We start from the raw sequence: 23,340 nt of genomic DNA, 5'->3' as shown, positions 1-23,340 counted from the left end.
CACCGACAATTTGAACAGCCCAGCAGGATTCGACATCATGACGACCACTCAAAACGGCTGGCGCGACCTGTTCGCGGATGGCCGGGCCCTCGCCGTGACCGTGTTTATCGGCGGCGTCGGCATGAACGCCATCGAAGTCTATATCGGCTCGACCCTGATGCCATCGGTGGTGGCCGAGATCGGCGGGCTCGACCTGTTCGCCTGGGTGACGACGGTGTTCATCGTCGCCTCGATCATCGCCTCGATCTTTGCCGCGGTGCGGCCGTTCGGGCTCGGCCCGAGGCAGAACTACCTGATCGCCACGGGCATGTTCGCCCTGGGCAGCCTGATCTGCGGACTGGCGCCATCCATGCCGGTGCTGCTGCTCGGCAGGGCGCTGCAGGGCTTTGGCGGCGGCCTCCTGGCGGCACTCACCTTCATGATGGTGCGGCTCGTGTTCCCGCAGCACCTGTGGGCCCGAGCCTTCGCGCTGGCCTCCGCCATCTGGGGCATCTCCACACTGGTCGGTCCGTCCATTGGCGGGATCTTTGCCGAGCTGGGCATCTGGCGTTGGGCCTTCTTCATCCTCGTCCCCTTTGCGGGGCTGGTCGGCCTGCTGGCGGTCAAGGTGGTGCCGGCGAGGAGCAGCGAGGCGGGCATGAGCAGCCTGCCGGTCCGCCAGATCGGCCTCATGGTGGTCGCGGTGCTGCTACTGTCGACCGCTGGCGCGGTGTCCGGCGACGTGATGCTGGCGGCCGGCCTGACGGTGGTCGCGATTCTCGCGCTGATTGCGCTTGCGATGATCGAGCGGAGCGCCACGCAGAAGCTCCTGCCGACCGGGACCTTCCGCTTCGGCACGCTGCTCGCCTCGCTGTTCGGCGTCATGGTGCTGCTGCAGATGGCGATCACCAGCGACATCTTCATTCCGCTGTTCCTGCAGACGCTACACGGCATGGGCCCGCTCGCTGCCGGCTACATGGTGGCGCTGGTCGCGGTTGGCTGGAGCTCGAGCTCGATGCTCACCGCCGGCTGGACGGAAGGCCGGGCGCGCCTCGTGATCTCCGGCGGGCCATTGCTGGTGCTTGTCGCAGCGGTTGGCCTGGCGCTGTCCGTTGGCCACGCGAACCCATCGGGAAGCCTCGCCTTTATCGTTCCGATCAGCCTGTCGCTGCTGGTCATGGGCGTCGGCATCGGCACCGCCTGGACCCAGCTCACGCCGCGCGTGATGCAGGCCGCGCCGGATGGCGAGCACGACGTCACCTCGGCGGCGCTGAGCACCATCCAGCTCTTCGCCTCGGGCCTTGGCGCAGCCCTGGGCGGCCTGATCGTCAACTTCGCCGGCCTCGCCGGCGCGAGCCCGACGCCCGTCGCGGCGGCCAACTGGCTCTACGGCCTGTTCATCATCGTCGCGATTGCGGCGGTGCCGATCGGCTTCAGTATCGCGAAGACGGAGGCACGGATCGCGGCCGTGCCACAACCGGCGGAATAGCCGGACTGACGGAATTTGCTGCCGACTGGCGCCCCGGCGCCTCCTCGGCGGCATCCATCCTGACCGGCGGAGCGATGCTGCCTGCTCCTCCGGTCGGACTCGCGGTGCCGGCGATCATCGCGCTGGGCGTGATCGACCGGCACCGCGAAAACCAATTGCTCCACCACCCGCGGAGCCTGCATGGCGGGTCACATCTTCTTGTAACTCAAAGCCTTTTGGAACCTGGCGGCGTCCATGACGTTCGATAGGGACTGGTCCCTGACGGGATCGCATCTCTTGGAGGCTCGAATGGAAGGACTTGGTTGGATTCTCAGCATCGTCATCGGTGCTTTGGCCGGTTGGATCGCCGAAAAGATCATGAAGACGAACCAGGGACTGCTGATGAACATCGTCCTCGGTATCGTGGGTGCAATCGTCGGTAACTTCATCCTGATGTTGATCTTCGGCGCCACCATGGGCGGCATCATTGGTCAGTTGATCGTCGCGGTAGTGGGCGCCTGCCTGCTCATCGCCATTGTCCGCGCGTTCCGCGGCCGGCGCACGGTCTGATACCTCCGCGAGGGGCGCCGATTGGCGCCCCTCGCGCTCAAACCGTCTTCAGCCAGCCGCCATCGACGAAATAGGTCGAGCCGGTCGAGTAGCTGGCCTTGTTCGAGCACAGGAAGACGAAGAAGTTCGCCATCTCCTCGGGGGTAGCGAAGCGCTTCATGCCCCCCGCTTCGTCGGCAACGCTCTGCAAATGGGCCTCGAACCCGTCTTCGCCCGCGAGCTGCTTGGCGGTTTTCACCCAGTCGGGCGTCCGCACCAGGCCGGGGTTCACGGTGTTCACCCGGATATTGTCGCCAACCACCTCGTTGGCGAGGGTCTTCGAAAACATCATCAGCGCCGCTTTGGTGGTGTTGTAGATCGGCTCGTACCACAGCGGCTGCACCGCGCAGATCGAAGCGTTGTGGAGGATGGCGCCACCGCCATGGGCCTTCATCTGGGGCACTAGCCCACGGCCGAGCCGCACCGCGGCCATGACGTGCAAATCCCAGTAGTACTGCCACTTGGCGTCGTCGGCTTCGGCGATCGTTTCGTTCGAGCCGGTACCGGCATTGTTGACGAGGATATCGGCGCCGCCGAGCTGCGCAGCCGCGGCGACCACCTTGGCACAGCCCTCGGCCGTCGCCACGTCGGCGGCCACGCCATGCGCCTCGACGCGGTACTTCATCCCGATCCGTGAAGCCTCAGCGTGTAGCCGCTCCGACCCACGCGCCGTGATCAGCACGTTGGCGCCCTCGGCGGCGAAGCCTTCCGCTACGGCGAGGCCTATGCCGACGCTACCGCCGGTGATGACGGCAAGCCTGCCCGTCAGCCCCAAATCCATGTCAGGCGTCTTCCATCAATATCTGCAGCTTCACATCCGTCGGCCGCCCCTCGACCGCGCGGTCGAACGCCTTGATCGAGTCCTCGAAGCTGAACGTCTCGGAGATCAGCGGCTTCAGGTCCACGCGGCCCGAGGCCATCAGCGCAATGGCGCGGTCGTATTGGTGGGCGTAGCGGAACACCGAGGCGATGGTGATTTCCTTCACCGACAGCGAGGCGATGTCGAAGTTCACTGGATCGACCGGCAGGCCGACCACCACGATAGTGCCACCCGGGCGGACCACGTCGACAATGCCCTGCCAGGCGCGCGGGCTGCCGGAGCACTCGAACACCACGTCAGCGCCCCAGTTCTCGGTGAGGCGGTTTACCTCGGCGAGGAGGTTCTGATCCCTGACGTTGACCGGGATGATGCCCTGGTACTGGCCGGCGATATCGAGCTTGGGCTGTGCCAGGTCGGTGATGATCACCCGCGAACAGCCGCCGGCCAGTGCCGCCAGCGCCACCATGGTGCCGATAGGCCCGGCGCCCATGACGATCGCCGTGTCGCCGGGAGTGATCTTGGCTTTGGTCGCCGCCTGCATGCCCACCGCAAACGGCTCGACCATCGCGCCTTCGGCGAAGCTCACATTGTCCGGCAGCTTGAACGTGTAATTGGCCGGATGCACCACGTAAGGCGTCAGTACGCCGTGGATCGGCGGTGTGGCCCAGAAGGTCACCGCTGGGTCGATATTGTACATGCCAAGCCGCGACGCCTTGCTGTTCGGATCCGGCACGCCCGGCTCCATGCAGACCCGATCGCCGACCTTGAGGTTGGTGACCCCTTCGCCGACTTCGACGATGGTTCCCGCAGCCTCATGCCCAAGCACCATCGGCGCGTTGACCACGAACGGGCCGATCCTGCCGTGGGTGTAGTAGTGCACATCGGAGCCGCAGACGCCCACCGTATGGAGCTTGATCTTCACCTGCCCGGGGCCGACGTCGGTCGGAAGATCGATGTCACGGAGTTTCAGTTCGTGCTGCTTCTCGAGCACGAGCGCGCGCATTTTAGTCATTGGACCTGAGAGACTTCCTCGCCGACTTTGTAGTGATGCGTCGGACCTGTGGCGCCTTCGACCGGCGGCTTCATCGCCCCGGTCATGATCGCCACGGCATCCGACATCGAAAATTCCTTGGGGTTGATTATCGCGATGCGTTTGCCGAGCCGGTGAATATGGATCCGGTCGGCCACCTCGAACACATGCGGCATGTTGTGCGAGATCAGCACGATCGGCAAGCCGCGGCGTTTGACATCGAGCATCAATTCCAGCACCCGCCGGCTCTCCTTGACGCCCAGCGCCGCCGTGGGCTCGTCCATGATCACCACGCGCGAGCCGAACGCCGCGGCGCGCGCCACCGCGACGCCCTGGCGTTGACCGCCGGACAGCGTTTCGACCGACTGGTGGATGTTCTGAATGGTGAGCAGACCCAGTTCGCTCAGCTTGTCGCGCGCGATCTTGGCCATGCCAGACCGATCGAGCCGCCGGAACCACTGCCCGCTCCAGCCAGGCTTCCGCAATTCGCGCCCGAGGAACATGTTGTCGGCGATCGACAAAGCCGGCGAAAGCGCGAGGTTCTGGTACACCGTCTCGATGCCGGCATTGCGCGCGTCCATCGGCGACTTGAAATGCACCGGCTGGCCATCGAGCAGGATCTCGCCGCTGTCGGGGATCACGGCACCGCAGAGCGCCTTGATCAGCGTCGACTTGCCCGCGCCGTTGTCGCCGATCACCGCGAGGATCTCGTTGCGGCGGAGGTTGAAGTCCGCGTTGTCGAGCGCCACGACGCGGCCATAGCGCTTGTTGAGGCCCCTGCCCTCGAGAACAATGTCCCCAGCGTTGCCGGACGGCACGCCACCCATACTGATCGTGTCGCTCATGCCGAAATCTTCCTGATCCACTGGTCGATGGTAACGGCGACGATGATCAGCACGCCGACCGCGAAGTCCTGCCACAGGAGGGCAAGGCCCGAGAGGGCCAGCCCGTTGCGGAACACGCCCACGATCAATGCACCGAACAGGGTGCCCACGATCGAGCCGCGTCCTCCGAAAAGGCTCGTGCCGCCGATCACCACGGCGGTGATCGAGTCGAGGTTGGCGGTCTGGCCGGCCTGCGGACTGACGCCGCCGATGCGGCCGATCAGGACCCACGCTGCGATGGAGCAGATGAGTCCGGCGAGCGCATAGACCGCCAGCAGCACACGGTTGGTATTGATACCCGACAGCCGCGCCGCATCAGGGTCGTCGCCGGTCGCATAGACATGCCGGCCAAAGGCGGTGCGCCCCAGAATGTAGCTGAGAATGATCGCAACAACGATCATCAGGATCGAGCCATAGGTCACCACCCAGCCCCGCAGCCAGGGCAGGTCGAGACCGAAGAACAGCCCGATATCGTATAGCTTGAAGAGCTTCCCCAGCCACAGGAGAAACGGCGCAGCCGCCTCCATGTCCTGGGAGCGGATGGTCTCGCTGTTGGAATAGAAGGTGTTGAGCGCGCCGAAAATGCTCCATGTGCCCAGCGTCACGATGAACGGCGGCAGCCGTAGCATGGTGACCAACAGGCCATTGAGGTAGCCGCAGGCGAGGCCAGCGACCAGGCCCAGCGGGAAGGCGAGCCAGACCGGCACACCGAACACCACGGCCGTACGGCCCATGACCACCGAACAGAGGATCATGATAAGGCCGACGCTCAGGTCGATGCCGGCGGTGAGGATCACCAGCGTCTGCGCCATGCCCAGGATCGCGACGATGGTCACCTGCTGCAACACCACCGAGAGGTTCAGGGGCGACAGGAACTTGCCCGGAGCCGCGATGGCGAAGATCACGCTGCTGACCACGAGCACGATCAGCGGAATCATGGTGGGGTACTCGTGCAATATCCCCTGGATGGTCCGGATGATCCCCTTGCGGTCTTCCTCGAAGCTCGCAACCTCCGTTGCGGCGCCCTTCAAGCCAGTTTCAGCCGTTGCCGAGCCGGTGGCGTCGTCACTCATCGTGTCCCCTCTCCCCTAGGACATGTCTACCAGAAGTCGGCCCCCGCGTGGAACGCGGGAGCCGGATGGTGTTAGGCTAGACGATCAGCCCCAGCAGAGCTCGGCACCCTTGGTGGTGTCGATAGACTCCACCCCGGCGACCGGCTTGTCGGTGACAAGCGTTGCACCCGTGTCGAGGAAGCCCATCGCCGGATCGATTGGCGGAATGGTGCCGCTAACGATCGCGTCGAGAGCCATCGAGGCCATCTTCAACGGGTACTGCTGGCTGGTGGCACCGATCACGCCCGACTTGACGTTGGCGACGCCTGGGCAGCCGCCGTCGACCGAGACGATCAGCACCGAGCCATCATCCTTGCCAACTGCCTTAAGCGCTTCGTAGGCGCCCGCCGCTGCCGGTTCGTTGATGGTGTAGACCACGTTGACGTTCGGGCACTTCTGCAGCGCGTTCTCCATCGCCGTGCGGCCCTTTTCCTGGTCGCCCTGGCTGATTTCGTGCGTGCAGATGCGCGCGTCGTCCTCGTCGCCGTACTTGTTGGGATCCTTCACGTCGATGCCGAAGCCGGCCATGAAGCCCTGGTCGCGCAGGTAGTCGACGGTCGGCTGGTTGGTCGCGAGGTCAAGCGCGACGATGACTGCGTCCTTAGCCTTATCGCCAAGCGTGCCCGCGGCCCACTGCCCGATCAGCATACCGGCCTTGCGGTTGTCTGTGGCGAAGGTCGCATCGGCCGCGTCCATCGGATCGAGCGGGGTATCGAGCACGATCACCTTGAGACCGGCGTCACGCGCCTTCTGGATCGTCGGCACGATGGCCTTCGAATCCGAAGGGACGATGGCGAAGCCCTTGGAGCCTGCCGAGATCTGGTTCTCGATGCAGGCAACCTGCCCATCATTGTCGCCGTCGAACTTGCCGGCGCAGGCGATAAGCTTCACCCCTAGTTCCTTGGCTTTCGCCTCGGCGCCTTCGCGCATTTTCACGAAGAACGGGTTGGTTTCGGTCTTGGTGATGAGACCGACCGTGACGTCCTGCGCATAGGCCGTGCCGGCCATTGCCGCGGCCATCACGGCACCGGCCAGCGTCAGCTTCAGAAAACCGAATTTTCCCATAAACTCCTCCCAATGTTGCGTTGCCTGCCTCGCCAACCGGTTGGCTCCGGAGGCTGGGCAGAAGGCAAGGGCGACGTGCTTTGGCACGCACTCCTCCCCGAGCCGAAGGCGATATTCAGCGCAACCGTTGCGGGCTGTCAATAAATTAATCCACTTGATTTATTAATTGACACGCGGGACGCGACGGATAATCCTTTCGTTCGGGAGGGGGTGCGAACCCCATGTAATCGATTGCACTTTCGTCTCCATCGTGGCTTCACTGCGCGCGACGGAGAACGGACGAATTGTCAACAAATGCAGTCGAAGAGAGGTCGGGAGCAGTGGTTAGCGGGCCCAGCACCAGAGAGGCCGGATTGAAGCCGGGAGCCGCCAGCCGCGGCACCAACCAGACCGGCGTGCGCCTCTACAACGAGCGACTGGTGCTGTCCCTGATCCGCCGGCACGGCGACCTGCCCAAGGCCGACATCGCCCGGATGACCGGCCTGTCGCCGCAGACCATCTCGATCATCACCAACGCGCTGGAGGCCGACGGGCTGCTGCTGCGGGGCAAGCCGTTGCGCGGCAAGGTGGGCCAGCCGCTGGTGCCCTATTCGCTCAACCCCGAGGGGGCACTGAGCTTCGGGCTGAAGATCGGGCGGCGCAGCGTCGATCTCTATCTCATCAATTTCACCGGTGAGATCCTGAAGCTCCTGCACAAGACCTACCCCTACCCCACGCCCGACGGCATCCGTGAGTTCGCCCGTGCCGGCATCGACGAACTGCTCGAAGGTATGCCGGCGCCACTGGTGGCGCGCATCGCCGGGCTCGGCATCGCGGCGCCCTACGAGATGTGGACCTGGCACGAGGAGATCGGTGCGCCCAAGGCCGAGATCGACGCCTGGCGGCAGGTCGATGTGCGCAAGATGATGGCTGCGATCTGCCCCTGGCCGGTGTATTTCGCCAACGACATCACCGCTGCATGCGCCGCCGAGCTGATGTTCGGTTCGGGTGCCGACCACATCGACTATCTCTACGTTTTCATCGGTTCGTTCATCGGCGGCGGGCTGGTGCTCAATGGTCACCTGTTCCCTGGCCGCACCCAGAACGCCGCCGCGCTCGGCTCGATGCCGGCGCGCGATCCCGGCCATGTCGTGCCCGCTGGCCGCAGCCCACAGCTGATGAATGTCGCCTCTATCTACGTGCTGGAGCGCGAACTGCTGGCCAGCGGACGCAACCCGGAGATTCTCTGGCAATCGCCCGATGACTGGGGCGATGACCTGGGCGACGTGCTCGAGCGATGGATCGACGAGGTGGCCGAAAGCCTCGCCTACTCGATCGTTGCGGCCATCGCGGTGATCGACGTCGAGACCGTGCTGATCGATGGCGCCTTCCCCAGCCATGTGCGCAGCCGCATCATCGAGCGCACCGACGCGGCGATCGCCCGGCTCAACCGGCAGGGGCTATCGCAATTCAAGCTGCTGCCCGGCAGCATCGGCAACGCCGCTCGCGCCATGGGCGGCGCTTCGCTGCCATTGCTGGCCAACTTCACGCAGGACCGCGAAGTCCTCTTCAAGGATAATGCTTAGTTTCCAGGCGTAGCGGGGAAGCGCGCCACGCAGTAACGACTTCCAAAGCTTCCGGTGTCAGTGTCTGGGCACCACGACTACGGCCACCATGTCAGACACAGAACGTGCCAAGCCAGGACGATCCTTCCCACTAGTCGTGATGACTTCAGTGCTGATCGTCTTTGCCGTTACCGTGGCGCTGCTCGGTGCCTTCGTGCTCTGGACCGCCGGCGAAGTCGACGCAGACGCGCTTAACCGGCAAAGCATGCGGGTGGCGCATTCGGTCCGCGACCAGCTAGAGACCGTCCCCTACGACCAGCAGAGCGTGACCATCTGGGACGACACGATCGAGGCGGTCGAGCGGCACGACTACGCCTGGCTCGACAACAATATCGGCGGCTGGACCTACGAGTATTTCGGCCACGACGAGAGCTACATCCTGCTCCAGGACGACGAACCCGCCTACGCCTCGGTCGACGGCAAACGGCGCGAGCCCAGCGCCTTCGCGTCACGGGCCGAACAAGTGCTCCCCTTTGTCACCGAGGTTCGCGATCTGGCGCGGGCCGGCTATGCCGACAAGCCACCATCGGTGAGCGATTTCGCCCTCATCGACGGCAAGCCGGCGATTGTCAGCGTCACCCCGATCGTCTCCGATACCGGCAACATCCAGCTCGCGCCCGGAACCGAGCCCATCCTTGCCAGCATCGCCATGCTCGATCTCGACTACGAGATGCGGCTCATCGAAAAGTACCTGGTGGAAGTCGGCAGGTTTACCTCGACCCCGGGCAGCTCGGCATTCGACGCGTTTCCGGTGACCAACCGGGCCGGCCGGATCGTCACCTTCTACGAGTGGGAGCCGTACCGGCCGGGCGAAACGTTGCTGCAGCGTACTGCCCCCGCGCTCGCCGCCGGCTTCCTGGTCATCAGCGTCGTCGTGGCGCTGCTGCTGCTCGGGCTCTGGCGCTCCTCCAGCGCCCTCGAGACCAAGAGCGCTGAGGCGGAGCGCCGCGCCACCGAGGATTCGCTGACGGGGCTGCCCAACCGCCTGAGCTTCGACCGCCAGTTCGAGGGTCGGCTCGCGGCCGCCAAGCTGCGCGATCCGCCGCTGGCGCTGCTGATGCTCGATCTCGACCGCTTCAAACAGGTCAACGACACGCTCGGCCACCATGCCGGCGACGATCTGATACGGGCCGTCGGAGACCGGCTGCGCGATGTCGTCGGTCCGACGGACGTGCTGGCGCGGCTGGGGGGCGACGAGTTCGCCATCCTCCATTCCTGTCACGGCGGCACCAACGAAGTCTCCGGTCTCGCCCATCGCATCGTCGAGAGCATCGCCAAGCCGTTCCGCATCCAGGGTAGCGACGCCTTCGTCGGTGTCTCGATCGGCATCGTCGTCGCCAGCGGCAACCAGCGTGACAGCCGCGACCTCAGCCGCAAGGCCGATATCGCGCTCTACGAAGCCAAGTCGGCCGGCCGCAACCGCGCCGCGGTCTACGAGGAGACGATGGATGAGCAGGTGCAGAACCGGCACATCATCGAGGCAGAGCTGCGCGAGGCGTTGCGCAGTCCCGGCCAGCTCTGGGTCGCCTTCCAGCCGCTCTGCGACAGCAACGAGGTGACCGTCGGTGCCGAGGCGCTGCTGCGCTGGACCAACCCGAAACTCGGAGTAATCGCGCCATCGCGCTTCATTGCCATCGCCGAGAGCACCGGCCTGATCGAGCAACTGGGCGAGTTCGTGCTGCGTCGTGCCGCCGAATTCGGCGCCCGCTGGCCCGGCCGCACCATTGCCGTCAACATCTCGCCGGCGCAGTTGCGCAACCCGACCTTCGTCGATCGCGTCTTCAGCTTGCTCGCCGACACCGGCATGCGGCCCGCCGACCTTGAATTCGAGATCACCGAGGGCATCCTGCTCGACGATGAATTGACCGCCGCGAACACTATTCAGAGCTTCCGCGAGGCCGGCATCCGGATCGCCCTCGACGATTTCGGTACCGGCTATTCCTCGCTCAACTACCTCAAGCGCTATCCGGTTGATCGCATCAAGATCGACCGCTCATTCGTCGCGCAGTTGTCGACGGCCAATGCATCCAACGCCATCGTCCAGGCCATGGTAACATTGGCCCACGCCCTCGGCATCGAGGTCACCGCCGAGGGGGTGGAGACCGACGAGCAGTTCCGTGTCCTAGTCGCGATGGGCTGCAACACCTTCCAGGGTTTCCTGTTCTCGACCCCGCTCGCGGTTGGCGACATCGACGCCCGCTTTGCCGGTCCGCTCGCCGCCTGAGCCTAGCCGGCCGCCTCGAGCACCGCCGCCAGCCGTACCTCGCGCTGCCTCACGCCATTCGCCCCGTCTCCCCCAGCGGCCCACAGCGCTGCCAGGCGACCGTTTTCGAACAGCGCATAAAGACAGGGGGCGACATAGCTGTTGCGGGAGATGGCCGGCGTATTCTGGAGGAACGCCGCCACCTGTTTGGTCACTGCCGCCATCTGCCGCTTCCGCGCCGTGACCGACTCTGCGGGCTCGAGTTTTGCCAGTGCTTCGCCCGCCAGCGCGCTTGCATGCAGCGTCCGGAAGTCCTTCGCGGTCACGGCCACGCCGGCGATCTCGCGCAGGTAGCGGTTGAGGTCCTCGGTGCGGATGGCGCGGGCCTTGCCATCATCGTCGCGATACATCAGCAGACGGCGGCCGGGGATGGACTTCACCTCGAGTATTGCCGCGGCCAGCCTCGGATCGGTGAAACCGTAGCTGGCCTTCTTGCCGCTCTTTGCCGGAAAGCCGACATGAACCTCGTCGCCATGCACGGTGACATCGCGGCTATAGAGCGTACCGGCGCCGCGCGTCCCGTGAGCGTCGAGATAGCGCTCGCGCCCAACCCGCATGGCCGTCCGGTCGATGAGGGCCACGCCGATGGCAAGGGCCAACTCCTTGCTGCCGGCCTCTGCCTGCAGCCCCTCTCGGACACGCCGCCTGAGCCGCGGCAGAGCTGCGGTCAACAGCGTCAGTTGCTGCTGCTTGTGCCGGGCACGACGCGCCTCCCAATCGGGGTGGTAGATGTACTGGAGGCGCCCGGCGGCGTCGGTGCCGAACGCCTGGATGTGAGCCCGCGGGTTGGCGGCGATGCGCACGTCGGTCCAGGCTGGAGGGATGCCAAGCCCGCGCGCCCGCTCTCTGATCTCCGGGTCGCGGATCAACTCGCCTTCAGCGTCGGTAAACCCGAAAGTGCGTCCGTGTTTTCGGCGGCGGATAGTCAGATCATCGCGTCCGACGCGCTTCAGTCGCGTCACTCGCCCTACACGCCCGTAGTGGTGTTGGGCGGCGGCGCCATCAGGAAAAACACCAGGTAGATCAGCCCGAAGGCGAGGACGATGCCGATGAAAGACCAGATCAGCACGCGGAAGTTCATCAGCCGCCGGCTGCCCTGGCGAACTTCCGTCGTAGACTTTTGAGCATCAAACGTTCGCATGGCGCTACTCGCTTGCAGATGAATGTGAAAATCAACGTTCCCACCGACCCGCGGTTCCGTCCCCACTTGACCGTGACGACCTGAACGCAGACTTTGGGACATGCTGATCACGGCCGCGTCATGACCATTTCCCCCGAGCTTCTCACCCGCATGATCAAGGCGGGCGCCGGCGAGGTTCCGGCCGATGTAGTGATCAAGAACGTCCGCCTGCTGGACGTGATCTCCGGATCGATCACCCACACCGATATCGCCATCGTCGCCGATCGCATCGTCGGTACCTACGGCTACTACAACGGCGCCCGGCTGATCGAAGGCGACAACCGTTTCGCCGTCCCCGGCTTCATTGATACGCACCTGCACATCGAATCCTCGCTGGTGACGCCGTTCGAGTTCGACCGCTGCGTCCTGCCCCACGGCGTCACCACGGTGATCTGCGATCCTCATGAGATCGCCAACGTGCTTGGCGCGGACGGCATCCGGTACTTTCTCGAGTGCGCTGAGCGCACCGTGATGGACATCCGGGTCAACCTCAGTTCCTGCGTGCCGGCGACGCCCTTCGAAACCTCGGGAGCTCGGCTCGAAATCGCCGACCTCGAGAAGTTCCGGCATCACCGGCAGGTCATCGGCCTCGCCGAAGTCATGAACTACCCCGGAGTGCTGTCAGGCGATCCCGGCATCATCGCGAAACTGGTCGCCTTCCAGGGCGGGCACATCGACGGCCACGCGCCGCTGGTCACCGATCTGGCGCTGAATGGCTATCTGGCCGCCGGCATCCGCACCGACCACGAGTCGACCACCGCCGTGGAGGCGCGCGAGAAGCTGAGCAAGGGCATGGCCATCCTGATCCGCGAGGGCTCGGTGTCCAAGGATCTCGAGGCCCTGGCCGAGATTCTCGATGCCAATACCTCGGCTTACGTGGCTCTGTGCACGGATGACCGCAACCCGCTCGACACGCTGGAGGAGGGCCATCTCGACAGCTCGATCCGGCGCCTCATTGGCCGTGGCAGGCCGCTGCACCATGTGTACCGGGCCGCTTCCCACTCGGCCGCGCGCATTTTTGGGCTGAAGGACCGCGGCCTCGTTGCCCCCGGCTACCGCGCCGACATCGCCCTGCTCGATGACCTCGAAGGCTGTCGAGTCGCCGAGGTGATCTCCGGCGGCCGCCTGGTCCGCCCGGAGTTGTTCGAGGCGCGACAGCCGGTGCCACCGGTTGGGCTCGCCTCGATGAAGGCGCAACGGGTCGGCCCATCGACGTTCATCGTGCCGCCAAACCCGCGCCAGAACGAAACGCCGGTGATCGCTGTACGACCGGGGCTGATCCTCACCTATCGCGAAAGCGCTACCCTCGAAGTCTCGGACAAGGGCACCCTGCCCGACATCGAGAACGACGTGATCAAGATCGCCGTCATCGAGCGGCACGGCATCAACGGCAACGTGGCGCTGAGCTTCACCAAGGGGTTCGGGTTGAAGCGCGGCGCCATTGCGTCGTCGGTCGGCCACGACAGCCACAACATCACGGTGGTCGGCGCCGACGACGAGGACATGGCCGTGGCGGTGAACCGCCTGATCGAACTGGGTGGCGGCTTCGCCGTGGCCGATGGCGGCCGGGTGACCGCTGAGCTGGCGCTGCCGATCGCCGGGTTGATGAGCCTCCTCAGCTTCGAGACCGTCGCCGACAAACTCCACCACCTGCGCCAGGCGGCATTCGCGCTCGGTTGCACCCTGCCCGAGCCGTTCCTGCAGGTGGCGTTCCTCGCCTTGCCGGTGATCCCGCATCTGAAGATGACCGACCGGGGGCTGTTCGACGTGGACAAGTTCGACTTCGTCAAATGAGCTTTGCGAGCCGCTTCGTCGCCGACCTCTACAAGCTGCCCAAGCGCAAATGCGGCATCGTCCGCACCCGCAATATCCGCGTGCCCATGTATGACGGCATCGCGCTGGCGACCGAGCACTTCGCACCCAAACTGCCGGGCAAGCACCCGACCATCCTGATGCGCGAGCCCTATGGTCTGTCGGGCTTCGCCACCATCGGCGAGGTCTATGCCGAGCGGGGCTTTCATGTGGTGCTGCAAGCCTGCCGCGGCACCGACAAGTCGGAGGGTGAGTTCGACCCGTTCGGGCATGAACGCGACGATGGGCTCGCGACCATCGACTGGATCAAGGCGCAGCCCTGGTTCGATGGCCGCCTCGGCACGTCCGGCCCGAGCTACCTCGGCTATGCCCAGTGGGCGATCTGCGATGCGCTCCCCAAGCAGTCCGCGATGGCCATCAAGGTGACCAGCGCCGAGTTCCGCTCCATCGTCTTTCCCGGCGGCGGCCTCGCCGTGGGCCTGTGGCTCAGCTGGATCCAGACCGTCGAAGGCTTGCGCGGCAACCCGCTGCGGACCGCTCAGCGCATGTTCACCGGCGGCATCGAGCGCGCCACCCTCCGCGCGACCATGAAGTTGCCACTGCGCGATGCCGACAAGCGCGTTACCGGGCGCGAAGTGCCGTTCTGGCGCCGCTGGATGGACGAGGCGATCGGCAACGACGCGTTCTGGCAGCCACTTGACCATACCCACCGCATCGGTAGCCGCACCCCGCCGGTGAGCTTCACCTCGGGCTGGTACGATTTCATGCTCGACCAGTTGCTGCGCGACTACGCAACGCTGGTCGATGCCGGCCACACGCCGCAGTTGACCATCGGCCCATGGTTCCACGTCAGCTCGGACCTGCAGATGGAGAGCGTCAAGCAGACGCTCGAGTGGATGAACGCCAAGCTCCTCGGCGACGCCAGTGGGTTGCGCTCCAAGCCTGTGCGGCTCTACGTCTCCGGGCTCGACGAGTGGCGTGATTTCGACAGCTATCCGCCGGTGCAGCCGGACAACCAGATCTGGCATATCCACCCCGACAAGGTGCTATCGCAACGCCCGGTCCGCGCCTCGCCGCCCGATACCTATACCTATGACCCCGCCCATCCGACGCCTGCCGTCGGCGGAGCCATGTTTGCCTTCAACGGCGCCGGCCCGGTCGACAACGCGCCGCTGGAGAAGCGCGACGACGTGCTGGTCTATACCTCGGAGCCGCTGTTCAACCCGATCACCATCCTCGGCCAGGTCCGCGTGGCGCTGCACGCGCGCTCGACGCTGACCAATACCGATTTCTTCGTGCGGCTCTGCGATGTGGACGAGAAAGGCTTCTCGACCAACATCTGCGACGGGATCATCCGCAAGACCTCGGCCGATCCTGCGGTGACGGACGACATCTGGAAGCTCAACTTCCGCATGCACGCCACGGCGCACCGCTTCAATCGAAACCACAGGCTGCGCGTCATCGTCGCCAGCGGCGCCCACCCGCGCTACGCTCGCAACACCGGGACCGATGAACCGCTGGGCGAGGCATCGCACCTCGCAACGGCGGATATCGAGATCTTCCACGATCCGGCGCGCCCAAGCGCCATCCACCTGCCGGTCGTGGAACTCGATCGGGCTTAGTTGTAGAAGCCTGCCTCGCGACAGTCCCGGATCGAGATCGTATCGAGGTTGATCTTGGCGAGCGCCGCGTCCATGCCGTCGGCATGCTCCGCCCAGTAGCTCGAGGGATCAGCCACGATCACCCCAGCTGGCGGCTCTTCCGGCGTATTGGACGCCAACGAGTCCGCCTGCCGGAACCGCAGCGCGTCGCACTGGCGATCCACCCGGGCAGCATCCGTCGGCGAAAGCTCGATGCCCTTGATGGCGCTCTGCGCCATGGCGGGAGTGGCCAGCCCGGCAAGTACGGCGATCAGCAGAATCTGCTTCATCTTCATTCTCCTGCACGAACCATAACCGCGCCGCTGGCGAAGTTCATTGCCAACATATGAAAAAGGCGCAGTGTCTGCACCGCGCCTTGTGTGTCAGTCTTAGTTGGCCGTCACTTCACGAGGCCGGCATCCTTGCAGGACTCGTAGGTCAGCAGGGCCAGATCGATGCTCTTCGTGGTCGTGGCATCGATACCGGCATCGGTTTCACCCGAGGTAGCGTCGGTGCTCGTCTCGGCACTAGCGGCGGTGTCGGTGCTGGTAGCACCGCTATCCGCCTGCGCCTTGGCAGCCAGCGTGTCGCACGCCGCCTGAACCTTGGGTAAATCCTCTGCCGACACAGTAACGCCGCCTACCACCGTCTGCGCAATCGCAGCGCCGGAGAACAACATCGCACCAGTCAGGGCCATGGCGGAAATAAAGGAACGAGTCATTGAAAGTCTCCTACCGTTCTTTTCTTTTGAGGGCCAGGGAGGAGTGGCCTGCCCCGAGAACGGCAGAGGTTGGGCATGGTTGCCCATTGCAAACATTTGTGACCAGGGAACCTACACGCTCGCCAATTTGATCTTTTCGCGCGCCGCGTGGAGAATTGGCTCTGTATAGCCCGATGGCTGCGATGCGCCTTCGAGCGCCAACGCCAGCGCCGCCTGGTAGGCGATCGACGTATCGAAGTGCCCGGCCATTGGCAGATATAGTGGATCACTGGCGTTCTGCCCGTCGACCACCGCCGCCATTTTCTCGAACGAGCCCTTGACCTCGGCCTCGCTAACCAGCCCGTGCTTCAGCCAGTTTGCGACCGCCTGCGAAGAGATGCGGCAGGTGGCGCGGTCTTCCATCAGCCCCACATTGTTGATGTCGGGCACCTTGGAGCAACCGACGCCCTGATCGACCCAGCGCACGACGTAGCCGAGAATGCCCTGGGCATTGTTGTCGAGCTCGCGGATGATCTCGGCCTTCGTCAGCGTCGAGGCATCGAGCACCGGCATCGAGAACAACTCGCCTAACCCCGGCGTCGCCTGGTTGTGGCGGCGCTTCTGCGCCTCGAACACGTTGATCTGGTGGTAGTGGAGCGCATGCAGCGTCGCCGCCGTCGGCGATGGCACCCAGGCGGTATTGGCGCCAGCATTGGGATGCGCCGCCTTGCTCGCCAGCATCGCCGCCATATCGTCCGGCCGAGCCCACATGCCCTTGCCGATCTGCGCCTTGCCGGAGAACCCGGCAGCGAGCCCGATCAAGACGTTCCGGTCCTCGTAGGACTGGATCCACTTTTCGGCCTTCACGTCGTCCTTGCGCAACACCGGACCGGCCAGCATCGAGGTGTGGATCTCGTCGCCGGTGCGATCGAGGAAACCGGTGTTGATGAAGAACACCCGGCGCCGCGCCGCGTAGATAGCAGCCTTGAGGTTGGCAGAGGTGCGTCGCTCCTCGTCCATGATGCCGATCTTGATTGCTTCGGGCTTGAGGCCGAGCATTTCCTCGACCGCGCCGAAGATATCGCAGGCAAACTGGACCTCGTCCGGCCCGTGCATCTTCGGCTTCACCACATAGATCGCACCTGTGGTGGAGTTGACCTTGTCGGAGAGCGCGCAGAGCGCCGTCACCGCGGCATCCATCAATCCTTCGCCGATCGGCTGGCCGGCCGGATCGAGCACTGCCTTGGTGGTCATCAGGTGGCCGACATTGCGGACGAGCAGCAGCGCCCTGCCTTTGAGGGTCAGCGGCTGGCCGTTTATGTCCTTGTACTGCCGGTCGGCGTTTAGCTTGCGGGTGAGCGGCTTGCCGCCCTTCTCGAATGTCTCGCTCAGCGTGCCGTTCATTAGCCCGAGCCAATTGCGATAGACGCCAACCTTGTCCTCGGCATCCACCGCCGCAACCGAGTCCTCGCAGTCCTGGATGGTGGTTAGGGCGGACTCGAGGATCACATCCGCGAGGTGCGCGGGATGATCCTTGCCCACCGGCGTAGAGGCATCGACCACCAGCTCGACGTGCAGTCCATTGTGCTTGAGCAGAAGCTGCCAATGTCCGAGCGCGTCGGAGTAGCCAACGAGCTGGCTCGGGTCCGCTAGCCCCACTGTGCCGTCCAGCGTCTCGACTACCAGCGTCCCCTCATCAGAGACGGCGTAGCCCGTCGCCTCGCGATGGCTACCCAGCGAGAGCGGAAAGGACTGGTCGAGGAACTCGGCAACGAACGCGAACACGGCCGCACCACGGGCCGGGTTGTAGCCCTTGCCCGGTGCCTGGTCACCCTCTCGCGAGATCGCGTCGGTGCCGTATAGCGCATCGTAAAGGCTGCCCCAGCGGGCGTTGGCGGCGTTCAGCGCGTAGCGCGCGTTCGACACCGGCACCACCAGTTGCGGGCCGCAGATCGAGGAGATTTCCGGATCCAGCCCTGTCGTCTCGATGGTGAAATCCGCAGGCTCGGCAACGAGGTAACCGATCTCCTTGAGAAACGACTGGTACTTCGCGGGGTCGGCGCCCACCGGGCCGTTGGCTTTGTGCCAATCGTCGACCTGAGTCTGGATCCGGTCGCGGATCGCCAGCAGCTCGCGGTTCCTCGGCGCAAAATCCCGCACCAGCCCGGCAAGCCCGCTCCAGAACTGCCCGGCACTTACCGCGGTCCCCGGAATGGCTTCCTTCTCGATGAAATCGACGAGCAGTCGATCAACCTTGAGGCTGGATTTCTCGATGTAGTTGCTCATGGTTCCGTCTGCTCCAAGCCCACCACCGGCGTCATTCCCGCGAAGGTGGGAACCCAGTGGGATATATCCAACAGCTGTGGCGGTGGCGACCCCGCACTAGGTTCCCGCCTTCGCGGGAATGAGCCGGTTGGGCCATCAGGCCGCAAGCGCCGACTTCATCGGCTTGCCCATCACGTAGGTCTCGACCACCGCGCGGTCGTCGCCGCAGGTCTGCAGCAGGAACAGCTCCTGCTCCAGCGAATTGCAGGTCTCCATCCGCAGCGCCATCTGCGGCGTTGCGCCGGAGTTCAGCACTACGATGTCGGCTTCCTTACCCGCCTCCAGCGTGCCGATGCGCCCGTCGAGGCTCATCGCCCGGGCGTTGCCCAGCGTCATATGGAAGAACGAGCGGAACGGCGTCAGCCGCTGGCCGCGCAGCTGCATCACCTTGTAGCCCTCATCCATGGTGCGCAGCATCGAATACGAGCTACCGCCGCCCACGTCGGTCGCCGTCGCGATCCGCACCCCGCGCTCATGTTGCCGCTCGTAGTCGAACAGGCCGGAGCCGATGAACAGGTTCGAGGTCGGGCAGAACACCGCTACGGACCGCGTCTCCGAGATCACCTCGGTCTCGCGATGGCTGAGGTGAATGCAGTGCCCGAGCAGGGTCTTCGGGCCCAGCAAGTGGAACTTCTCATAGATGCCGACATAGTCCCCGTAGTTCGGGAACAGCTCGTTGGCGTAGGCGATCTCGGCGAGATTCTCGCTGACATGGGTCTGGATGTGGAGGTCCGGGAACTCCCGCGCCAGCGCCTCGGCCATCGCCATCTGCTCGTGCGTCGAAGTGATCGCGAAGCGCGGCGTGATGGCGTAGTGCGCCCTGCCCCGCCCATGCCACTTGGCGATCCCCGCCTTGGTGTCGTCGTAGCCCGATTGCGGCGTGTCCATCAGCCCGGGCGGCGCGTTGCGGTCCATCATCACCTTGCCGCCGACCATCAGCATGTCGCGCTTCTCGGCCTCGCCGAAGAACGCATCCACCGATTGCCGGTGCACCGAACAATAGGCCGCGGCGGTGGTCGTGCCGTGCCGGATCAACTCGTCGAAGAACCGCGAAGCAATACGGGTCGCGTGCGCCTCGTCGCCGAACCGCTGCTCCTCGACGAAGGTGTAGGTATTGAGCCATTCGAGCAGCGCCGCCGCATAGGCGCCGATCACCTGCATCTGCGGGAAATGGATATGCGGGTCGATGAACCCTGGCATGATCAGGTGCGGTCGGTGGTCGATGATCTCCGCCGCATCGTGGTGCGACGCGGCACGCTCGTTCCACTCGCCGACCATAACGATCTTGCCGTCGCCGATCACCACGGCGCCGTCCTCGATGTAGCGATACGAGGCGTGGTCGTCCCGCCTCCGCGGCTCCTCGACGAAGGTCAGCACGCGCCCGCGAAGAATGGTGATCTTCACTGCGAGCCCTCGCGGAACCAGGCGACGATCAGCGCGCGCTCCTCGTCGGTCATGTCGGTGACGTTGCCGGGCGGCATGGCGTGCGAATAGCCGGCCTGCATCGCCACCTGCTCGGCGTGGTTGGCGACGGCAATGTCGTTGTCGAGGATCACGTTCTTGGGTGCCTCGGCGATGCCCTCCCACGCCGGCTCGGCGGTATGGCACATCGTGCAGCGGGTCTGCACCACATCGGAAGCAGCGCGGAAATGCGGCGACTGCATCAGCAGCGTCGCCTGGGGCGAAGCAACCGTTTCCGCCCCGGTCGGCAGCTTCGGGCCGCTCGATAGCCAGGCGCAGAGGATGAAGATCACGATCACCAGCGGCCAGGTCCAGGTCGGGTTGCCCTTACGCGCATGGCGAGTGTTGAAGAAGTGCCGGATCAGCACGCCCTCGAGGAAGATCAGCGAGGCGATCAGCCAGTTCCACTGCGTGGCGAAGGCCAGCGGGTAGTGGCTCGAGAGCATGAAGAAGATCACCGGTAGGGTGAGGTAGTTGTTGTGCAGGCTCCGCTGCTTGGCGATCTTGCCGTACTTGGCATCCGGCACCCGCCCCGCCTTCAGGTCCGCCACCACGATCTTCTGGTTGGGGATGATGATCATCGCGACGTTCGCCGCCATGATCGTCGCGGTGAACGCACCCATGTGCAGCATCGCGGCCCGGCCGGTGAACACCTGCGTGTAGGCCCAGCTCATCGCCGTGAGGATGGCGAACAGCACCACCATCAGCCCACCGGTCGAGTTGCCGATCCGCGACTTGCAGAGCAAGTCGTAGGCGTACCAGCCGAAAACGATCGAACCGAGCGAGATGAGGATCGCCTGCCAGTTGGCGATGTCGAGCACGTGCCGGTCGATGAGGAACAGGTCGGCGCCGAAATAGTAGACGACGACCAGCAACATGAACCCAGAAATCCAGGTGAAATAGCTCTCCCACTTGAACCAGGTCAGGTGCTCGGGGAGGAAATCGGGCGCCACCAGGTACTTCTGGATGTGGTAGAAACCGCCCCCGTGGACCTGCCACTCCTCGCCATGCGCCAGCGGCGGCAGGCTCGGCGTCTTCCGCAATCCCAGGTCCAGCGCGATGAAATAGAAGCTCGAGCCGATCCAGGCGATGGCGGTGATTACGTGCGTCCAGCGCACCGCAAAACTCAGCCATTCCCAGACGATTGCGTAGTCGGTCATCGGTTCCCTAGTCCCTGCCAACCCCACCGGTGTCATTCCCGCGAAGGCGGGAAGCGGGGTCGTCCCAAATGCCCTGGTGCGGCGGTTGGTCCGCACTAGCTCCCGCCTTCGCGGGAATGACGCTAGGTGATGGACACCACCCGTGAAAAGAGGCGGACTCGCGCCCGCCTCCTCTCAGTTCATAGCGAAATCAGGCAGCGCTTTCGACGCCCTTGACGAACCAGTCCATCACCGCGAGGTCGGCGTCGGAGATCACTTCGCCTTCCTTCACCTTCAGGTTGCCGTCCTGGTCGTAGATCGGGCCGGTGAAGATGTTGAACGTGCCGTCCTTGTAGCCGGCCTGGATCTTGTCCGCCTCGGCGACGACGTCCGCCGGGACCGCCTTGTTGTAGGGCGAGATCACCACGGTGCCTTCCTTGAAGCCATCCCAGGTGTCGGTCGAAGTCCAGGTGCCGTCAACGATCGCCTGCGCGCGCTCGATGTAGTACGGGCCCCAGATGTCCTCGATGGCGGTGAGGTGGGCGTTCGGCGCGAACGACGACATGTCGGCACCCTGGCCGAAGCCATGGAGGCCCTTCTGCTCGAGGATCTGCAACGCGGCCGGGCTGTCGGTATGGGTGGTGACGATATCGCAGCCGAGGTTGATCAGCGTCTCGGTGGCCGCGGCCTCCTTCGGCGGGTCGAACCAGCTGTCGATCATCACCAGCTTGACCTTGGCGTCGGGATTCTTCCGCTGCGCCGACAGCGCGAACGAGTTCACGCCCAGCACCACTTCGGGCACCTTGTACGAGCCGAGATAGCCGAGCGTGCCGGACTTGCCCATCATCCCCGAGATCGTGCCGAGCACGGCGCGGCCTTCATGGAACTTGGAGTTGTAGGTCGAGACGTTGTCGGCGCGCTTGAAGCCCGTGGCGTGCTCGAACTTCACGTCCGGGAATTCCTTGGCGACCTCAATGGTCTGATCCATGTAGCCGTACGAGGTGGTGAAGATCAGCTTGCAGCCCTGCTGGGCCAGGTCGCGGATCACCGGGATGGCCGAGGCGTCTTCAGCGACGTTCTCGACATAGATCGTCTCGACCTTGTCGCCGAGCGCGGTGTTGACCGCTTCGCGGCCCTTGTTGTGGGCCCAGGTCCAGCCATAGTCGCCGATCGGCCCGAGGAAGATGAAGCCGATCTTGATCTTCTCCTGCGCGAAGGCAGTACCGCCGACCAGCGGCAGGGCCGCGGCGGCCGCACCTGCGGCAGCGATGAAGTGGCGGCGATTGAGATTTGCCATGGACGTCTCCTGTTACGTTATTGGCGTTTCTACGTTGCGGGAAGAAAGGGCTTGCCGAGGCAAGCAGGCGCGTTGAGGCCGACCCGATCCCGCATGGAGATCAGCGTCAGGACCACAACGGTCATGAGGTAGGGCATTGCTGCCCAGAACTGCGACGGCAGGATCGAGAACCCCGCCGCCTTGGCGTAGAGCTCGAGCGCCATCAGGATGCCGAAGAAATACGCCCCGGCAAGCAGGCGCCCAGCGCGCCAACCGGCGAACACCACCAACGCCAGCGCGATCCAGCCACGGCCCGCGGTCATCCGCTCAGCCCACATCGGGGTGATCACCATGGAGAAGTACGCCCCGCCGATGCCTGCCATGGCGCCGCCGAAGGCGACCGCTGCGTAGCGCACGCCGACCACTGAGTAGCCGATCGAGTGCGCCGAAAGGTCGTTCTCGCCGACCGCGCGCAGGATCAGACCCGAACGGGTGGATTTGAGGAACCAGCCGACCGCGAACACCATGATCAGCGCGAAGTAGACGATCGGCGAGTAGCCGAAGAACACCTTGAGCAGCGGATCACGCGCCAGCTCGGGCGGGAAGATCGAACCGAACTGCGGGATGATCCGGCCGACGAAACTAAGGCCGATCAGCGAAGAGAGACCCGTGCCGAAAATGGTCAGCGCCAGGCCGGTTGCTACTTGGTTGGAATTCAGCGTCAGGACGAAGAAGCCGAACAGCGACGCAGCAAGCGCTCCCGCGACCCCCGCGCCGAGCACTCCGAGCCACGGGTTTCCGGTCACGACCGTCGCCGCGAACCCGGCGATTGCGCCGACCAGCATCATGCCTTCGACGCCCAGGTTGAGGACGCCCGATTTCTCGACCACCAGTTCACCGAGCCCGGCAAGCAGGATCGGAGTCGAGATACCGACGATGGTGATGATGGCCGCGATGATGAAATCCATGCTCA

Annotated in this window: 20 protein-coding genes; 6 read left to right on the top strand and 14 right to left on the bottom strand. The window is 64.6% G+C overall.

Going from position 1 to position 23,340, the window contains the following annotated elements; genetic code table 11:
- Positions 1–37: 37 nt before the first annotated feature.
- Together AC1DV8_RS03950 and AC1DV8_RS03945 are read left to right on the top strand one after the other, a co-directional pair.
- A complete protein-coding gene (locus AC1DV8_RS03950; protein ID WP_477156556.1) occupies positions 38–1,468 on the top strand; it encodes an MFS transporter in 1,431 nt (476 codons plus the stop codon).
- 288 nt (positions 1,469–1,756) lie between these two features.
- A complete protein-coding gene (locus tag AC1DV8_RS03945) occupies positions 1,757–2,017 on the top strand; it encodes a GlsB/YeaQ/YmgE family stress response membrane protein (RefSeq protein ID WP_477148752.1) in 261 nt (86 codons plus the stop codon).
- A gap of 37 nt (positions 2,018–2,054) precedes the next feature.
- Here AC1DV8_RS03945 and AC1DV8_RS03940 read toward each other — a convergent pair whose 3' ends face one another.
- The 5 genes from AC1DV8_RS03940 to AC1DV8_RS03920 all read right to left on the bottom strand — a co-directional run bounded on the left by AC1DV8_RS03940 (position 2,055) and on the right by AC1DV8_RS03920 (position 6,949).
- On the bottom strand, positions 2,055–2,837 hold the full coding sequence (locus AC1DV8_RS03940) for an SDR family NAD(P)-dependent oxidoreductase (protein ID WP_477156555.1): 783 nt from the start codon (positions 2,835–2,837) through the stop codon (positions 2,055–2,057).
- A 1-nt stretch (position 2,838) separates the two neighbouring features.
- Positions 2,839–3,888 (bottom strand): NAD(P)-dependent alcohol dehydrogenase, encoded by a 1,050-nt coding sequence (locus tag AC1DV8_RS03935; RefSeq protein ID WP_477156554.1) that lies wholly within the window; start codon positions 3,886–3,888, stop codon positions 2,839–2,841.
- Complete coding sequence (locus tag AC1DV8_RS03930; protein ID WP_477148749.1) at positions 3,885–4,751, bottom strand: ATP-binding cassette domain-containing protein; 867 nt, start codon at positions 4,749–4,751, stop codon at positions 3,885–3,887. Before AC1DV8_RS03930 ends, AC1DV8_RS03935 begins: the two co-directional genes overlap by 4 nt.
- A complete protein-coding gene (locus AC1DV8_RS03925; protein WP_477156553.1) occupies positions 4,748–5,863 on the bottom strand; it encodes an ABC transporter permease in 1,116 nt (371 codons plus the stop codon). The genes AC1DV8_RS03930 and AC1DV8_RS03925 overlap by 4 nt, the downstream gene beginning before the upstream one ends.
- 84 nt (positions 5,864–5,947) lie before the next feature.
- Positions 5,948–6,949: a substrate-binding domain-containing protein gene (locus AC1DV8_RS03920; RefSeq protein ID WP_477156755.1), complete on the bottom strand. Its 1,002-nt coding sequence runs from the start codon at positions 6,947–6,949 to the stop codon at positions 5,948–5,950.
- A 371-nt stretch (positions 6,950–7,320) separates the two neighbouring features.
- Between AC1DV8_RS03920 and AC1DV8_RS03915 the strand changes: the two genes are divergently transcribed.
- A complete protein-coding gene (locus AC1DV8_RS03915) occupies positions 7,321–8,532 on the top strand; it encodes an ROK family protein (protein WP_477148747.1) in 1,212 nt (403 codons plus the stop codon).
- A 139-nt stretch (positions 8,533–8,671) separates the two neighbouring features.
- Positions 8,672–10,795, top strand: a complete 2,124-nt coding sequence (locus tag AC1DV8_RS03910) for a bifunctional diguanylate cyclase/phosphodiesterase (protein WP_477156552.1) — start codon at positions 8,672–8,674, stop codon at positions 10,793–10,795.
- Positions 10,796–10,797: 2 nt separating this feature from the next.
- Here the strand turns inward: AC1DV8_RS03910 and AC1DV8_RS03905 are convergent, their stop codons facing one another.
- Both AC1DV8_RS03905 and AC1DV8_RS03900 read right to left on the bottom strand, forming a co-directional pair.
- Positions 10,798–11,796 carry a DNA topoisomerase IB gene (locus AC1DV8_RS03905; protein ID WP_477156551.1) on the bottom strand — a complete coding sequence of 333 codons (999 nt, stop codon included), beginning with the start codon at positions 11,794–11,796 and terminating at the stop codon, positions 10,798–10,800.
- A 5-nt stretch (positions 11,797–11,801) separates the two neighbouring features.
- Positions 11,802–11,975 carry a hypothetical protein gene (locus AC1DV8_RS03900; protein WP_477148744.1) on the bottom strand — a complete coding sequence of 58 codons (174 nt, stop codon included), beginning with the start codon at positions 11,973–11,975 and terminating at the stop codon, positions 11,802–11,804.
- A gap of 120 nt (positions 11,976–12,095) precedes the next feature.
- Between AC1DV8_RS03900 and ade the strand changes: the two genes are divergently transcribed.
- Together ade and AC1DV8_RS03890 are read left to right on the top strand one after the other, a co-directional pair.
- A complete protein-coding gene (gene ade / locus AC1DV8_RS03895; protein ID WP_477156550.1) occupies positions 12,096–13,808 on the top strand; it encodes an adenine deaminase in 1,713 nt (570 codons plus the stop codon).
- On the top strand, positions 13,805–15,448 hold the full coding sequence (locus AC1DV8_RS03890; protein ID WP_477156549.1) for a CocE/NonD family hydrolase: 1,644 nt from the start codon (positions 13,805–13,807) through the stop codon (positions 15,446–15,448). Before ade ends, AC1DV8_RS03890 begins: the two co-directional genes overlap by 4 nt.
- Here the strand turns inward: AC1DV8_RS03890 and AC1DV8_RS03885 are convergent.
- The 7 genes from AC1DV8_RS03885 to AC1DV8_RS03855 all read right to left on the bottom strand — a co-directional run bounded on the left by AC1DV8_RS03885 (position 15,445) and on the right by AC1DV8_RS03855 (position 23,335).
- The gene (locus tag AC1DV8_RS03885) at positions 15,445–15,756 is read right to left on the bottom strand and encodes a hypothetical protein (RefSeq protein ID WP_477148741.1); all 312 of its coding nucleotides are present in this window, start codon (positions 15,754–15,756) and stop codon (positions 15,445–15,447) included. The genes AC1DV8_RS03890 and AC1DV8_RS03885 overlap by 4 nt on opposite strands.
- A gap of 110 nt (positions 15,757–15,866) precedes the next feature.
- On the bottom strand, positions 15,867–16,187 hold the full coding sequence (locus tag AC1DV8_RS03880; protein WP_477148740.1) for a hypothetical protein: 321 nt from the start codon (positions 16,185–16,187) through the stop codon (positions 15,867–15,869).
- 111 nt (positions 16,188–16,298) lie between these two features.
- A complete protein-coding gene (locus AC1DV8_RS03875; RefSeq protein WP_477156548.1) occupies positions 16,299–18,452 on the bottom strand; it encodes a malate synthase G in 2,154 nt (717 codons plus the stop codon).
- 135 nt (positions 18,453–18,587) lie between these two features.
- Positions 18,588–19,895 (bottom strand): guanine deaminase, encoded by a 1,308-nt coding sequence (guaD, locus tag AC1DV8_RS03870; RefSeq protein ID WP_477156547.1) that lies wholly within the window; start codon positions 19,893–19,895, stop codon positions 18,588–18,590.
- Entirely contained in the window at positions 19,892–21,112 is a 1,221-nt protein-coding gene (locus AC1DV8_RS03865) for a urate hydroxylase PuuD (protein WP_477156546.1), read from the bottom strand. The genes guaD and AC1DV8_RS03865 overlap by 4 nt, the downstream gene beginning before the upstream one ends.
- 190 nt (positions 21,113–21,302) lie before the next feature.
- Positions 21,303–22,388: a BMP family ABC transporter substrate-binding protein gene (locus tag AC1DV8_RS03860; RefSeq protein ID WP_477156545.1), complete on the bottom strand. Its 1,086-nt coding sequence runs from the start codon at positions 22,386–22,388 to the stop codon at positions 21,303–21,305.
- A 29-nt stretch (positions 22,389–22,417) separates the two neighbouring features.
- Positions 22,418–23,335, bottom strand: a complete 918-nt coding sequence (locus tag AC1DV8_RS03855; RefSeq protein ID WP_477156754.1) for an ABC transporter permease — start codon at positions 23,333–23,335, stop codon at positions 22,418–22,420.
- Positions 23,336–23,340 lie beyond the last annotated feature (5 nt).

It is taken from the genome of Devosia sp. P3_B2 (assembly GCF_056402875.1).
Note: the sequence above shows the minus strand (reverse complement) of the source record. Positions and strands in the feature narration are given on the sequence as shown.